Source organism: Brevibacillus brevis (genome assembly GCF_001039275.2).
In the GTDB taxonomy this organism is placed as follows: domain Bacteria; phylum Bacillota; class Bacilli; order Brevibacillales; family Brevibacillaceae; genus Brevibacillus; species Brevibacillus brevis_C.
In genome coordinates, this window is sequence record NZ_CP030117.1 from 1,407,200 (window position 1) to 1,422,748 (window position 15,549).

Consider the following 15,549-nt stretch of genomic DNA (forward strand, 5'->3'; position numbering starts at 1 on the left):
GGCATTTTTTACTGCCTACAAGCCATCATAGAAACTATTATCGTGAAATGGAGTGGGATCTCATGTCCAACCTGAGAGAGGAAGCACTGGAGCTTCACAAAAAACATCAAGGAAAATTGGAGGCAGTGACCAAGGTACCCGTTCGCAATGCTTACGATCTGAGTCTTGCCTATTCTCCTGGGGTTGCTGAACCTTGCAAAGATATTTTTGATGACAAGTCCAAAGTGTACGATTACACGATGAAAGGCAATCTGGTTGCAGTAGTCAGCGACGGTACTGCTGTACTGGGTCTCGGAAACATCGGACCAGAAGCAGCAATGCCGGTTATGGAAGGGAAAGCAGTTTTGTTCAAATCCTTCGCAGGCGTAGATGCATTCCCGATCTGCTTGAATACAACAGATGTAGATAAAATCGTAGAGACAGTTAAATTGCTCGAGCCTACTTTTGGCGGCGTAAACTTGGAAGATATCGCAGCTCCTGCATGCTTCGAAATCGAAGAGCGTCTGAAACGCGAAACAAATATCCCGATTTTCCACGATGACCAACACGGTACAGCAATCGTTACAGCAGCAGGTCTGATCAATGCTCTGCGTGTGGTTGACAAAAAGCTGGAAGATATCCGCGTAGTAGCGAACGGTGCAGGTGCAGCCGGTATCGCGATCATGAAGCTTTTGATTTCCATGGGCGTAAAAGAAGTAATCATGGTTGATACAAAAGGAATCGTGTACGAAGGCCGTCCATTCGGTATGAACCCAGTGAAGGAACAAATGGCGAAAATCACGAACCGCAGCATGCTGCAAGGTGACCTGGCTGATGCAATGAAAGGCGCTGATGTATTCATCGGTGTATCCGTAGCTGGCGCTGTTACACAAGACATGGTTCGTTCGATGAACCGCGATCCGATCATTTTCGCTATGGCAAACCCAGTACCAGAAATCATGCCACAAGAAGCAAAAGAAGCAGGTGCGGCAGTAATCGGTACAGGCCGTTCCGACTTCCCGAACCAAGTAAACAACGTTCTGGCATTCCCGGGAATCTTCCGTGGCGCTTTGGATGTACGTGCAACGGAGATCAACGAAGAAATGAAACTGGCTGCTGTATATGCAATCGCAGACCTGATCACGCCAGAAGAGCTTACTGCGGATAAAGTGATCCCTTCCGCATTCGATCCACGTGTAGCGCCAAACGTAGCTGCGGCAGTAGCAAAAGCAGCGATGGAAACGGGTGTTGCTCGCATCACAGTTGATCCGGAAGAAGTAAAACAAAAAACGACGAAATTGACAGCTATCTCTTACCAAGAGGCGTAAAATACTCTTTATCGAGGCACCGACGACACCCTCCGCGAAAAAACGTAGACTTTTTACAAACGTGGAGGGTGCTCCTCGTTGAAGGTACGAGTAAGGAGGATAATCGTGCTCGACTCTTCTCAAGATCGAAAGGTTTACGAAGGAATTCTCCTGCAACTTCATGAAATCATTCAGGAGCAAAACTTGCGGCCCGGGGACAAGCTGCCGTCTGAGAGAGAGCTGTCCGAGCAACTGGGAGCAGGTCGTTCCTCTGTACGCGAGGCTCTTCGGGCTCTGGAGTTGCTCGGACTCATTGAGACGCGTCGCGGGGAGGGCACCTTTCTCAAGCATTACCGACACAATCGGCTGATCGATATTCTTGGCTTTTTTATCCTACGGGATACCAAAACCAAGAAGGACTTGATCGAAATGCGCCGAATGCTAGAGCTGGATGCTGTCCGCTTAGCCTGTAGACGGGCGACTGACAAGCATTTTGATGAAATGGAACGCATCCTGGCCATTGCAGAGGAAAGAGTAGCAAGAGGCGAGGTACCTGCGGAGGAAGACTATCAGTTTCATCGCGTCATATGTCGCTCCAGCCGCAACTCGATTCTGCATCGCATCTGGACGCCATTGGTTGAGTACAGCAACAGTATCCGTATTGAATCACTGTCGCGTGAAGGCAGAGCGAGTGCAGCACTCGTAGAGCATCGACAGATTATGGAAGCCATTCGCGAAGGCGATGTGAACGTCGCACTAGAGAGAATGAAGAAGCATTTGGAAAACAGCAAGCTATAGATTTCCCCCAATTTGCGAGGGGCGCTGGCGCTGTGATATGATGATGCAGACCTGTATTGGACGATTGAGGAGGAAGCCAGCATGTGGACGGTCATCTACATCGCTCCTAGCGCTAGAATTGCAGAACGGATACAGCAACGTTTGACAGATGAAGGGTTTTTGGTAAAGGTTCGCGAAGGTAAGGTCTCGAAACAGTACGAGATTCTTGTGCCGGAGAGCGAACTAAACGAAGTCCGGGATGTACTCGGCACGATCCTTCACTGAAGAGAAAGGTGGGTTTACCTGTGCTTAAAGATCTTTTTGGGAAAAAGCGCAAATTCGCTACAGTTCCTTCAGAGACACTAGCACGTGTCCCTGCTTCCACCGACACTAGCAAGGAAGCGGGTACGAAAGAAAAGGAAGTCCCTGAGGGATTGATGAATAAATGCCCACATTGTGGGACGATTCACTACTCAAAGGATTTGGAGAAGAACTTGCGTGTCTGCAAAGGCTGCCAGTTCCACTACTCCATGTCCGCTCCGGAGCGTCTGCAAGCGCTTCTGGATGATGGGGTTCTGACAGAAGAATTTGATGCCAATTTGATTACAGCCAATCCACTCGGTTTTCCTGGCTATTTGGAAAAACTGGAGCAAGATATGGCCAAAACCAATTTGAACGAGGCGATCATTACAGGCGAAGGTGTTCTGGGTGGAAATCGCATCGTGATTGGGGTCATGGATTCTCGTTTCCGTATGGCGAGTATGGGATCGGTCGTCGGGGAAAAAATCACGCGTGCAATTGAGCAAGCGATCGAACGGCGTTTGCCTTTCATTCTGTTCAGTGCATCTGGTGGAGCACGCATGCAAGAAGGTGTATTGAGCCTGATGCAAATGGCGAAAACCAGCGCAGCGCTGTCTCGCTTGGATCGCGAACGCTTACTCTTTGTCTCGGTCATGACAAATCCTACATATGGTGGGGTATCAGCCAGCTTTTCTTCGTTGGGAGATTACAATATCGCAGAACCAGGAGCTATGATCGGTTTTGCTGGGCGTCGAGTCATTGAGCAAACGATCCGTCAGGAGTTGCCAAAAGACTTCCAAACAGCGGAATTCTTGTTAAAAAATGGGCAGCTCGATATGGTGGTACACCGTAAGGACATGCGAAATACACTGTCCAAACTGGTAGAGATGCACACGTCTCGGGAAGGAGTAGAAACATGGCAGGCGAGCTCTCCTTTGAAAAGCCATTAGTAGAATTACAAGATAAGATTAAGGAATTGCGCCGTTTTACTGAGGAAAAGGGAATTGATTTCTCTGACGAAGTACAGCGTCTCGAACAAAAATCAAAAGAGCTTGCTGAGCAAATTTACGGCAATTTGACTCCGTGGCAACGTGTACAGCTGGCCCGTCATCCTGAACGGCCAACAACTTTGGACTATATACAACTTCTTTTTACTGATTTTATCGAGGTTCATGGAGACCGTTTGTTTGGAGACGACCATTCCATCGTAGGTGGAATTGCCAAGCTGGATGGACGTCCGGTTACGGTCATCGGTCACCAAAAAGGGAAAGACACAAAAGACAACATCAAGCGCAATTTTGGGATGGCTCACCCAGAAGGCTACCGGAAGGCATTGCGCATTATGCAGCAGGCGGACAAGTTTGGTCGCCCGATTATTTGCTTTATAAATACATCAGGTGCTTATCCTGGAAAAGCGGCAGAAGAGCGCGGTCAGAGCGAAGCGATTGCCCGCAATCTGCGTGAAATGGCGACATTTGGCGTGCCGATTATTTGTATCGTCATCGGGGAAGGTGGAAGCGGTGGGGCCTTGGCGATCAGCGTAGGCAACCGCATCTATATGTTGGAGAATTCCTATTACTCCGTGATTGCACCGGAGAGTGCAGCTGCGATTCTCTGGAGAGATTCCAGCTTGGGTATGCGTGCAGCGGAGACGATGAAAATCACGGCTCCTGATTTATTGGAATTAGGAGTCATTGACGGAATTATTGATGAACCATTCGGAGGAGCCCATCGTGATTTGATCGCGCAGGCAGGGATGGTCAAGGCGGTCATCGCGGAACAACTAGAACAGCTGGGCCGTTTAACTCCAGATGAATTGATACAGGACCGTTACGAGAAGTTTAAACAGATCGGAGAATTCGCCACCCTGTAAGAAACAGGGGGCGTTTTTTTCTTTTTTCTCCGAGGGAAATCTGCTACAATCGAAGTCGAATGAAAGAGTTATCAGAGCTTTCAAAAAGTATGGCACATATCTTTCGAGTGTATAACAGATATGAGGAATTGAGTGATACAGCATGTTTCATACAAGGTATGGTACATACTGTTTCCGTTAAATGACATGCTAAAGACGATATGATTGGAGAGGTGGATTCCATGCGAAAACTTGCAGTTCTCACTAGCGGTGGAGATTCTCCTGGAATGAATGCCGCAGTCCGGGCGGCTGTACGTCGTGCTCATTTTCACGAGGTACAAATGTTTGGGGTTTACCACGGATACGAAGGGCTGATGAGGGGAGATATCAAGGAGATGTCTCTTGGCTCTGTTGGGGATATTATCCAACGGGGAGGAACCATTCTCTACTCCGCTCGCAGTGAAGCGTTCAAGACGGAAGCCGGACAGCAAAAAGCAGTGGACCAATTACGTGCTCATGGAATTGAAGGTTTGATCGTGATTGGGGGAGACGGGTCGTTTCGCGGTGCTCAGAAGCTGACCGAGAGAGGCTTCCCGACCATTGGCGTACCGGGTACGATTGATAATGATATTCCGTGCACCGATTTCACGATCGGGTTTGATACCGCATTGAATACCGTTGTGGAAGCGATCGATAAAATCCGCGATACGGCCACCTCGCATGAACGCACGTACATTATTGAAGTGATGGGACGAGATGCTGGCGATCTGGCATTGTGGGCAGGGCTTGCAGCCGGTGCCGAGTCCATTATTATCCCGGAAGCGTCACAGGAGATGGACGACATTATTGAGCGTCTGCATGCTGGACAACGCCGTGGCAAAAAGCATTCCATCATTATTGTGGCGGAAGGGGTAGGAAGTGCAGCTTCTTATGCCGAAGCGATCACGAAAGAAACAGGCTGGGAGACTCGGGTAACGGTACTTGGGCATATTCAGCGCGGTGGTTCCCCTACTGCGATGGACCGAATGCTGGCGAGCCGAATGGGTGCAGCAGCTGTCGATTTGTTGCTGGAGGGCAAGCAGGACCGAATGGTTGGGATTCAGAACAACCAGATCGTTGATGTTGATTTTCAAGAAGCATTGGCGAAAAAGCATCAATTGGATTTATCCATTTATCAATTGGCGCGCACGCTATCTATATAAAACTGACAGTTTCTACGAGTGTAGAGGAGGCTTACATCCTATGTTAAGGAAAGCAAAAATCGTGTGTACCATTGGACCGGCGAGTGAATCGGTTGAAACACTGAAAAAATTGATTGAATCCGGAATGAACGTAGCCCGTTTGAATTTCTCGCACGGTTCCCATGAGGAGCATGCGGCGCGAATTGTAAACATTCGTCAGGCGTCAAAAGAAACCGGGAAACCTGTTGCAATCCTGCTGGATACAAAAGGTCCTGAAATCCGCACGGGTACGCTCGCAGTAGATGCAGTCGAGCTCGTAGAAGGAAATACGCTGATCCTCACCACTGAGGAAGTAGCAGGAACTGCGGAGCGCGTCTCCATTACGTATCCGGAATTGCCTCGTGATGTAAATATCGGTGATACGATCTTGATCGACGACGGTTTGATCGGGTTGACTGTACAGGAAGTGAGTGACACCGAAATCGTCTGCTTGATCAAAAACGGTGGAACACTGAAGAGCAAAAAAGGCGTCAATGTTCCAGGCGTCAAAATCAACTTGCCTGGTATCACAGAAAAAGATGCACAGGATATCGAATTCGGTATTGAACAAGGAGTTGATTTCATTGCGGCTTCCTTCGTCCGAAAAGCATCGGATATCTTGGAGATTCGCCAAATCCTGGAGCGCCATAACGTGCGTATCGATATTATCGCGAAAATCGAAAACCAGGAAGGTGTCGATAACGTAGACGAAATTCTGGTAGTAACAGATGGAATCATGGTTGCGCGTGGTGATTTGGGCGTAGAGATTCCGGCAGAAGAAGTACCACTTGTCCAGAAGAAGCTGATCAAGAAGTGTAACGAACTCGCGAAGCCTGTCATTACGGCGACACAAATGCTCGATTCTATGCAGCGCAACCCGCGCCCGACACGTGCGGAAGCGAGTGACGTTGCGAATGCCATTTTCGATGGTACAGACGCGATCATGCTCTCCGGAGAGACGGCTGCCGGTAAATACCCGGTTGAGTCTGTTGAAACCATGGTGCGCATTGCTGTACGTGCAGAGCAGGAGCTGAATTATCGCGAGATCTTGTACGCACAAGCACAGCTCAAACAAGTGACGATTACCGATGCCATCAGCCAAGCTGTATCCAATGCAGCACTGGATCTGGACGCAGCGGCAATCATTACGGCGACCGAAAGCGGACACACTGCTCGTATGGTATCAAAGTTCCGTCCAAAAGCACCTATCGTGGCTGTAACGCCACATGAAGCGATTATTCGCCGTCTTGCACTCGTAAATGGCGTGTATCCGGTGAAGGGCGAAATGGCGAATACAACCGACGAAATGCTGGAGATGTCTGTTCAGGAGGCGCTCGATGCAGGCTTCGTTCGTCATGGCGATCTCGTTGTGATCACAGCAGGCGTGCCTGTGCGTGAAGTTGGGACAACGAACCTGATGAAAATCCACGTCATTGGCGATGTGGTAGCAAAAGGACAGGGAATCGGCCGTAAAGTTGTCACAAACAAGGTAGTGATTGCCAGATCCGCCGAAGAGGCGCTGGCTAAGGTAGAAGAAGGGGCGATCCTGGTAACCATCGGTACCGACTCCGATATGATTGAAGCGTTTGGCAAGGCTGGAGCGGTGATTTGCGAAGAGGGCGGGCTTACCTCTCACGCAGCCATCGTAGGCCTGAATCTCGGCGTTCCAGTCATCGTAGGGGTGCAATTTGCTACGGATGTATTGAAGGACGGGCAAATCGTAACAGTGGATTCTGAGCGTGGGCATATTTACTCAGGACATGCCCGGATTCTGTAGGTAATACTACTCATATTTAATGAAGAATGCCTCTGAAGGGTGACCAAGCGTCACCCTTTTTTGGCTTGGTATAAAAAGGATTAGCCGACGAACTGCCTGATAAGTTTTACCAGATAACGGTGATTATTAGGTGGTGCAAAGCAAGTGGGAATCTGTTAAAATCGGTCGGTGGCTTTGTGTCAGGACGGATGAAATCCATACGTTCGGAGTTTCCAAATCATGACAGAATGGATGTTATAGCGCTCGTTGCCAGGAAAAGGCTGAACATAGAACTGCCCTTTTGTACATCCAATGTTCGGGATTTTGTGTCAAGTGTTTTTTTAGAGCGAACACAACATCTAGTATTGTCGAAAATTATTTCGCACAATATATAGGTAAAACTATTGAGTTTTACAGATAAAGATAGTTAACTAGAGAGGAAAGATTCGAAGGAGGAACGATATGCTGGCGACCGAAACCGTATCCCGAACTCAATTTTTGCGGGATGAATTCTTAGATCAATATCCTGATTTTCCGATCCATATGAGTCCTCTGGGACAATTTGTTTACTACCGTACTTATTCTCGTTTTGTACCGGAAAAAGGAAGACGGGAAACGTGGAAAGAAACTTGCCGCCGCTCGGTGGATTACAATATTAAGCTGGCTTATCAGCATTTGAACAAAATCGGAATGTACGCCGATTCTCGCGCAATGGAAAAAGAGGCAGAAGGCTTGTTTGACAACATGTTCAACCTTCGCCAGTTTTTGTCTGGCCGTACCTTGTGGGTTGGCGGTGCAGACAACGGCGTAGCGGATTTGTATCCGTTGGCGAACTTCAACTGCTCTTTCCTGAACATCAAGTCTTGGGATGACTTGGGAGATTTGTTCTACCTTCTGTTGGTAGGAACTGGCGTAGGCTTTAAATGCACGAAGGAAATGGCTGCTGGACTGGGCCCGATTCGCACGAATGTTTCGCTGCTTTCTTCTGAATACAGACCGCTGCCAAAGCATCAACGCCTGGAGCGTTCTGAGCTGAATGTACTGGATAACGGCTTTGCCAAGATTTATGTAGGAGACAGTAAAGAAGGCTGGGTAGAATCCCTCCGTCTCTACCTGCAAATTTTGACAGATTCCACTTACGAACACATTCACACTGTGAAAATCTCTTATAACAGCGTACGTCCAAAAGGCGAGCGACTGAAGCGTTTTGGCGGTACTGCTAGTGGTCATGAGCCGCTTCGTGAAATGTTTGAAGGAATCGATAAAGTGTTGAAAAACCAAATCGACCAGCACTTGGCAGCGATCGAGAGTGATGAAAAAGGATACGGTAAAATCCGTCCGATACATATTCTCGACATTGGAAATCTCATCGGAGCAAACGTCGTAGTAGGTGGCGTGCGCCGTACAGCGGAAATTTTCCTGTTCGATCACGATGATTACGAGTGCATGCTGGCGAAATACGGCATCAACGGCTTCTGGACAGAGGATCAGTTGAACCACCACCGTCGTGTGGGCGAGCTGTTGGGTGAGCACAAGCCTGTTTGGTTTGACAGCATTCAAAAAGTAGGAGACGGACGCTTCGGTCTGGATCACCGCCGCATGTCCAACAACTCCATCGCTTTTACTAAACAACCGACCAAGCCATTCTTGAACCTCGTGTTCACTTTGATGCAATTGGAAGGCGAACCAGGCTTCATCAACCTGGAAGAAGCGAACCGTCGTCGTCCAAATGCAGAGGGCTTGAACCCTTGTGCAGAAATCCTGCTCGATTCTTATGGCGTCTGCAATCTGACGACAGTCAATCTGGTTGAATTCGTGAAGGATCGCGAGGATGGCTCCAAGTATCTGGATCTCGATGGCTTGCTGGAAGCACAACGCAAATCTGCTCGTGCCGGTCTTCGCATGACGCTGGTTACGCTGGAACTGCCGCATTGGGATACCGTTCAACAGCGTGACCGTTTGCTCGGAACTTCCCTTACTGGTGTGAAGGATGCGCTGGCATCCCTTGGCTATACAGAAGAGAAAGAGCTCGAACTGCTGCGCAAGCTGGGCGATGCTGCTCGTGACGAGGCGAACCGTTATGCATATGAGCTGCGTGTGAACTCTCCACTCTTGGTAACGACAGTGAAGCCGGAAGGTACGCTGTCTCAGGTTGCTGGTGGTGTCTCCAGCGGTCTGCACTGGTCCCATTCGCCGTACTACATCCGCCGCATTCGCATCAATGCTGAGGATCCATTGGCAAAAGCGGTACAAACTCTCGGCTGGACAGTCAACCCAGAGGTAGGAACACCAGGCGAAACATATGAAGAGCGCATGGCAAATGCACGTACACTCGTGATCGATTTCCCTGTAGCATCGGGCGCAGAAGAAACGAAGAACGAAGTAAGTGCAAAACGCCAATTCGATACGTACTTCCGTTTCCAAAAAGAATATACCGAGCACAACTCTTCTAACACCATTACGGTACGCAAGGAAGAGTGGGTAGAAGTAGAAGACATCGTTTACGATAACTGGGATAATTTCGTAGGTGTATCTTTCTTGCAATTGGATGGCGGAAACTACCAATTGGCTCCATATGAAGAGTGCACCAAAGAACAGTACGAGGCATTGAAGCAGTCCATGAAGCCATTTGATCCTGCGATTTTGCAGCAGTATGAAACCGGCGGCGAGGCTGATCTGTCCACGGCTGAATCTTGCGAAGGCGGAGCTTGCCCGATTCGTTAAGTGATCCAAATAAATAAAGACAGGGGGAGACTGGAGGAAACAGTCTGCCCCTGTTTTGTTGTATGCGGCTGTAGTGGAGAGAAGAATATTTCCAGTCTAGCCTCCAGGCTCCGTCCTGCTGGGGGCTGGGACTGTCCGCTCCGAAGGGATTCGCGGGGAAACGCAAAAGTGGTAGCCGCTACGTCGCATGGGCACGGTTGCGTTTCTTTTGCCCGCGAATCCCTTCTCACACTCGGTAGGACTCACAAGTCGCTACGTCTGGAAATATTCTTCTCTGTCGGAACTGATTATGTTCTTCCATCTTTTAAAAAATCGGATCACACGGAAAGCTCGTAGAGGAAACAGGAGAAATAAGCGAAGATCTTAGGGACGCCGACCGAGACGGAGTGCAAAAAGCGAAACACGCTCTTAAGCGTCCACCTCTGAGACACATCCTGAATGGACTACTTTGGACGCGGTTTCGCTTTTTGCATGGAGTCGGGCAGTCAATCCCTCAGGGGGTGGCCCTAGAAGCTGAGCGTTTTCTCCTGTTTCCTCCCCACCACAACAGCAACGTATTTTCTTGTCCTTGTATGGTACAATCATCCTATAGAGAAAGGAGCGATCCAATATGACTCCCATTATTCATTCCCATCGATTGCGTGTCCGCTATGGCGAAACCGATCAGATGGGTGTGGTCTACCATACGAATTACTTGAACTGGTTTGAAGTAGGACGAACAGAATTGATTCGCCATGCGGGGATCACCTATCGTGAGCTGGAGGAAAAAGGCGTACTTCTGCCTGTCACAGATGCGAACATCTCTTACAAACAGCCCGCCCGCTATGACGATGAGGTAGAAATACGGACGAGAGTAAAAGAGCTCAGTCCTGTCCGTCTCACTTTTGCATACGAGATTGTTAGATTGCCTGACCAACAGCCGTTGGTCTCAGGAGAGACGATGCATGTATTTACCAACACAGCTTTGAGGCCGATTCGCTTGTCACGAGCCGAGCCTGACATCTATGATTGGTTGGACTCCCAGCATAAAGGAGGGGAATAAGCATGTTCCGCTTTTTTGCCATTCTATTTGTCGTTGCGTTTGGATTAGAGCTTTGGGGGCTTATTACCATTGGATCGTGGATCGGTGGTTGGAATACAGTCGTGCTCGTCATTCTCACGGGGATATTGGGGGCTTGGCTCGCAAGACAGCAGGGGATGCAAGTATTCCGGATGCTCCAACACCAGTTGTCGCGTGGGCAAATGCCTACGGATTCACTTATCGATGGTGTTTTGATTTTGATCGGTGGCATTTTGCTCTTGTTGCCTGGATTCGTCACGGATGTGATTGGACTGGTCTTCCTCATTCCGTACACACGGATGATTATTCGTCATCTGTTGAAGCGTTGGCTGTGGAATCTCATCTCGTCTGGTCGTGTTCAATTGTTTTTCCGCCGCTAATACAGTACAGATATTCCCTATAAAAAAAGAATCGCTTCGAGCTGTGTGACAAGCTGCTCGCAAGCGGTTCTTTTTACGTTGGGTCAGGTTTTCTTTCCACGGATGTAGCCCCATACATCGACGAAGACGTTAGCTTTTACCAAAGCATTGATCATGACAAGTGAAACAGGTCCGATGATCAAGCCCAGGAATCCGAACAATTGGAGGCCAACAAACAGCGCGACTAGCGTGAGGAGAGGGTCGAGACCGACGTTTTCCGCAACGACTTTTGGCTCGATAATTTGACGGAAAATCAATACGACCCCGTACAAAATGGATAAGCCGATGACCATCGTGTAATTGCCTTTGAAAAACATGTAGATGATCCAAGGAACAAAGACCGTCCCTGTCCCAAGATAAGGCAAGAGATCGACCAAGCCCGTGATCAAGCCAATCGTTATTGCGTATTCGACACGCATGAACAACAGACCAATAATCACGATGGCGGCGGTTAAGGAGATGAGAGTCAACTGCGCCTTGACGAACCCGAACAAGGCATTGCGCAAATCGATAAAAATCTGATCGAGACGACTGTTTACTCCTTTTGGCAAAAGACGACGAGCCCGCGCTTCCCAAAGAGCAAAATCTTTGGAGATAAAGAACGCACCCATGATGGAAATGACGGAGACTGTTGCCATATTCGGGAGTGAGACAAGCAGATTTTTCAATCCATCCAGAAATTTGACGATCAAGTCCTGCCCGACATTCGTGATGGTCGAGATCGCACTGCCTACCGTACTGGTAAGCTTATCCTTATAACTTGGATCGAGCTGATCATAAAACCACTGAATCTGATTGTAAATGCCCATCAAGAAGTCTTGAGAAATCGTATTTTGCAAATAATGGGCCAGCTCCTGTGCAACGACTGGCAAGCGTTTGGCCAGCTCTCCGATTTCCACGACCGTTTCCGTGATAATCAGTGTGACCACTCCACCAGCGAGCAGCATCAAAACCAAGAGCGCGATAATGACCGAAAGCCAGCGTGGAATCCTGAACTTTTTCGTCATGAACGTAACTGGTTTATTGATGATGAGCGCAATGACTAAAGCGATTATAAATGGGTACAGTAAGGGTGTTGCGTGTTGGAATACCCAAATCCCTACATAGACAAGCAGGCAAACCCATAACAAGCGAATGATTTGAAAGAGGCGCTCTACCCAGTTTTCCTGATTCAAACGATTTCTCCTTTCCGCCGCGAAGGTGCGAACAAAATACTGATGTTTCTATTATGCAGCATGCCCGATAGGTGGAGCAAGAATCGCGAAAAAACAAAACTCCGTTTCACCCTTCGAAACATTTTTTCGCCAACCTTATTCACAAAATCGCAATAATCTTTTATAATTGGGTCGTCTTAGTGGATTCTTTTCTCTCGCCTCTCCCCTTACACGAGCGTCATTTTCATGTACGACCTTGTGAGGATTTGCGTGGATACATTCCCTGTCAAGAGTGGTGGATGAAAGAAACCGCTGCTTACAATTTCATAGATAGGATGTTCAAAAAATCGTCTTTTTTGAACCTGATTAGGTCGTTTATCAGTCATGGCGGACAAGCGAAGACTGGATAAGCACTACTACTTGAGTGGAAAAGGAGAGGGAGTTCTATGACAACTACTCGTGGACTTGAAGGCGTTGTTGCCGCTCAATCATCCATCTGTTCGATCGTCGATGGGGTTCTTTGCTATGGCGGGATCAACATCGATGAGCTGGCAGAACATGCAACTTTTGAAGAGGTTGTATATTTGCTCTGGCATGGAGCGTTACCGAAGCGTGATCAGCTAGACGCTTTGAAAAAACAATTGGGTGAAAATGCAGCAGTGGCCCAAGAAGTGCTGGAAAGCATTCGCCACTATCCTAAAGGCGTACATCCAATGGCGGCGTTGCGCACAGCTGTCTCTTCGCTAGCGCTCTACGACACAGAAGCGCAAGATATGTCTCCTGAAGCCAACTATCGGAAATCTATCCGTCTGATGGCACAAACTCCTACCTTGATCGCTGCTTACGAGCGTATGCGTAAAGGTCTGGAGCCAGTAGCTCCACGTGCAGATTTCACGATTGCACAAAACTTCCTCTACATGCTTACAGGCCAAGAGCCAACAGAAACAGCAGTAAAAGCGTTTGACGTTGCTCTGATCCTGCATGCTGACCATGAGTTTAATGCATCTACATTCTCTGCTCGCGTAACTGTTGCGACTCTGACTGACATTTATTCCGGTATCGTGTCTGCAATCGGTACACTCAAAGGCCCTCTGCATGGCGGCGCTAATGAAGCAGTAGCGAAAATGCTGAACGAAATCGGCGGCATGGCTAATGTAGAGTCCTATATCCGCACCAAGCTGGATAACAAGGAAAAAATCATGGGCTTCGGACACCGTGTATACAAAGATGGTGACCCACGTGCGAAATGGCTGAAAGAAATGTCCAAAGCACTGACCGCGCAAATCGGTCGTCCTGAGCTGTTTGAGATGTCTGTGAAGATTGATGAAATGATTTCCGGCGAAAAAGGCTTGAAACCAAACGTTGACTTCTACTCCGCATCTGTTTACATTTCACTCGGTCTCGAAACAGACCTGTTCACACCGATCTTTGCCATCAGCCGTATGTCCGGTTGGACGGCTCACATCATGGAACAGTATGAAAATAATCGCCTGATCCGTCCTCGCGCGGATTACACCGGTCCGGTCAACCAACACTACGTTCCAATTGACCGCCGCTAAGAACTCGCTATTTTCGAGCGTGGAGGGCAGGTCGTCAGCCAGGCTGATCGCTCCTGAGCGCAAGCTTGAGAACTACCACAAGTGGGTGGTAGTTCTCCTACGTCTGGAAATATTCATAATCACCAAATATATATAACACTGGAGGGATTTTTTGTGTTTAAAAACCTGACGCAACCAACTGTAGGCGAAAAAATTACTGTGGATAACGGTAAACTGGTAGTTCCAAACAATCCGGTCATTCCTTTCATCGAGGGTGACGGTACTGGCCCTGATATCTGGAAAGCTTCTGTTCGCGTTCTGGATGCAGCTGTAGAAAAAGCTTACAAAGGCGAGAAGAAAATCGCTTGGTTCGAAGTATTCGCAGGTGAAAAATCCTTCAACCAATACAGCGAGTGGCTGCCAGAAGATACGCTGACTGCTGTTCGTGAATACCTGATCGCAATCAAAGGTCCTTTGACTACACCAGTAGGCGGCGGTATCCGTTCTATCAACGTAGCACTGCGTCAAGAGCTGGATCTGTATGCTTGCGTACGTCCTGTTCAATACTTCGATGGCGTTCCATCCCCAGTGAAACATCCTGAATTGACTGACATGGTAATCTTCCGCGAGAACACTGAAGACATCTACGCTGGCGTAGAGTGGGCTGAAGGTACTCCAGAAGTGAAAAAAGTAATCGACTTCCTGCAAAACGAAATGGGCGTGAAGAAAATCCGCTTCCCAGAAACTTCTGGTATCGGTATCAAGCCTGTTTCCAAAGATGGTACAGAGCGTCTGGTTCGTGCAGCAATCGATTATGCAATCGACAACAAGCGCAAATCCGTTACCCTCGTACACAAAGGTAACATCATGAAGTTCACGGAAGGTGCGTTCAAAAGCTGGGGTTATGCACTGGCTGAAGCAGAATACGGCGACAAAGTGTTCACTTGGGCACAATACGATCGTATCAAAGCTGAAGGCGGCGACGCTGACAAAGCACAAAAAGAAGCAGAAGCAGCTGGCAAAATCATCGTGAAAGATGTTATCGCTGACGCGTTCCTGCAACAAATCCTGACTCGTCCAGCTGAGTACGATGTAGTAGCAACACTCAACCTGAACGGTGACTATGTATCTGACGCACTAGCTGCACAAGTAGGCGGTATCGGTATCGCTCCAGGTGCAAACATCAACTACCTGACTGGTCATGCGATCTTCGAAGCAACTCATGGTACAGCTCCGAAATACGCTGGTCTGGACAAAGTAAACCCATCCTCCGTGATCCTGTCCGGAGAAATGATGCTGCGTCACCTGGGCTGGAACGAAGCTGCTGACCTGATCATCAACTCCATGGAAAAAACCATCTCCGCGAAAACAGTAACATACGATTTCGCTCGTCTGATGGAAGGCGCACAAGAACTGAAATGCTCCGAGTTTGCTGACGCTCTGATTCAAAACATGTAAGATAG

The 15,549-nt window shown here is 48.5% G+C and carries 13 protein-coding genes; 12 read left to right on the top strand and 1 reads right to left on the bottom strand.

Annotated features, from left to right (window positions below; translation table 11 throughout):
• Positions 1-62: 62 nt before the first annotated feature.
• The 10 genes from AB432_RS07315 to AB432_RS07365 all read left to right on the top strand — a co-directional run bounded on the left by AB432_RS07315 (position 63) and on the right by AB432_RS07365 (position 11,355).
• A complete protein-coding gene (locus tag AB432_RS07315; RefSeq protein ID WP_048031695.1) occupies positions 63-1,307 on the top strand; it encodes an NADP-dependent malic enzyme in 1,245 nt (414 codons plus the stop codon).
• A 105-nt stretch (positions 1,308-1,412) separates the two neighbouring features.
• A complete protein-coding gene (locus AB432_RS07320) occupies positions 1,413-2,084 on the top strand; it encodes a FadR/GntR family transcriptional regulator (protein ID WP_012685105.1) in 672 nt (223 codons plus the stop codon).
• A gap of 81 nt (positions 2,085-2,165) precedes the next feature.
• A complete protein-coding gene (locus AB432_RS07325) occupies positions 2,166-2,348 on the top strand; it encodes a hypothetical protein (RefSeq protein WP_007725347.1) in 183 nt (60 codons plus the stop codon).
• 20 nt (positions 2,349-2,368) lie between these two features.
• Entirely contained in the window at positions 2,369-3,313 is a 945-nt protein-coding gene (accD, locus tag AB432_RS07330; RefSeq protein ID WP_048031696.1) for an acetyl-CoA carboxylase, carboxyltransferase subunit beta, read from the top strand.
• A complete protein-coding gene (gene accA / locus AB432_RS07335; protein ID WP_048031697.1) occupies positions 3,280-4,236 on the top strand; it encodes an acetyl-CoA carboxylase carboxyl transferase subunit alpha in 957 nt (318 codons plus the stop codon). Before accD ends, accA begins: the two co-directional genes overlap by 34 nt.
• A gap of 221 nt (positions 4,237-4,457) precedes the next feature.
• On the top strand, positions 4,458-5,417 hold the full coding sequence (pfkA, locus tag AB432_RS07340) for a 6-phosphofructokinase (RefSeq protein ID WP_048031698.1): 960 nt from the start codon (positions 4,458-4,460) through the stop codon (positions 5,415-5,417).
• A 40-nt stretch (positions 5,418-5,457) separates the two neighbouring features.
• Complete coding sequence (gene pyk / locus AB432_RS07345; protein ID WP_048031699.1) at positions 5,458-7,212, top strand: pyruvate kinase; 1,755 nt, start codon at positions 5,458-5,460, stop codon at positions 7,210-7,212.
• Between the two features lie 441 nt (positions 7,213-7,653).
• Positions 7,654-9,915, top strand: coding sequence for a ribonucleoside-triphosphate reductase, adenosylcobalamin-dependent (gene nrdJ, locus AB432_RS07350; protein ID WP_048031700.1), 2,262 nt, complete (start codon positions 7,654-7,656; stop codon positions 9,913-9,915).
• A gap of 610 nt (positions 9,916-10,525) precedes the next feature.
• Positions 10,526-10,957, top strand: coding sequence for an acyl-CoA thioesterase (locus AB432_RS07360; protein WP_048031701.1), 432 nt, complete (start codon positions 10,526-10,528; stop codon positions 10,955-10,957).
• A gap of 2 nt (positions 10,958-10,959) precedes the next feature.
• Entirely contained in the window at positions 10,960-11,355 is a 396-nt protein-coding gene (locus tag AB432_RS07365) for an FxsA family protein (RefSeq protein WP_048031702.1), read from the top strand.
• A gap of 83 nt (positions 11,356-11,438) precedes the next feature.
• On the opposite strand, the gene ytvI is transcribed toward AB432_RS07365, so the two are convergent.
• Positions 11,439-12,569, bottom strand: a complete 1,131-nt coding sequence (ytvI, locus tag AB432_RS07370; RefSeq protein ID WP_048031703.1) for a sporulation integral membrane protein YtvI — start codon at positions 12,567-12,569, stop codon at positions 11,439-11,441.
• Between the two features lie 425 nt (positions 12,570-12,994).
• Between ytvI and citZ the strand changes: the two genes are divergently transcribed.
• Positions 12,995-14,107 carry a citrate synthase gene (gene citZ, locus AB432_RS07375; RefSeq protein ID WP_048031704.1) on the top strand — a complete coding sequence of 371 codons (1,113 nt, stop codon included), beginning with the start codon at positions 12,995-12,997 and terminating at the stop codon, positions 14,105-14,107.
• A gap of 153 nt (positions 14,108-14,260) precedes the next feature.
• Positions 14,261-15,544 carry an NADP-dependent isocitrate dehydrogenase gene (gene icd / locus AB432_RS07380; protein WP_048031705.1) on the top strand — a complete coding sequence of 428 codons (1,284 nt, stop codon included), beginning with the start codon at positions 14,261-14,263 and terminating at the stop codon, positions 15,542-15,544.
• The last annotated feature ends 5 nt before the right edge of the window (positions 15,545-15,549 follow it).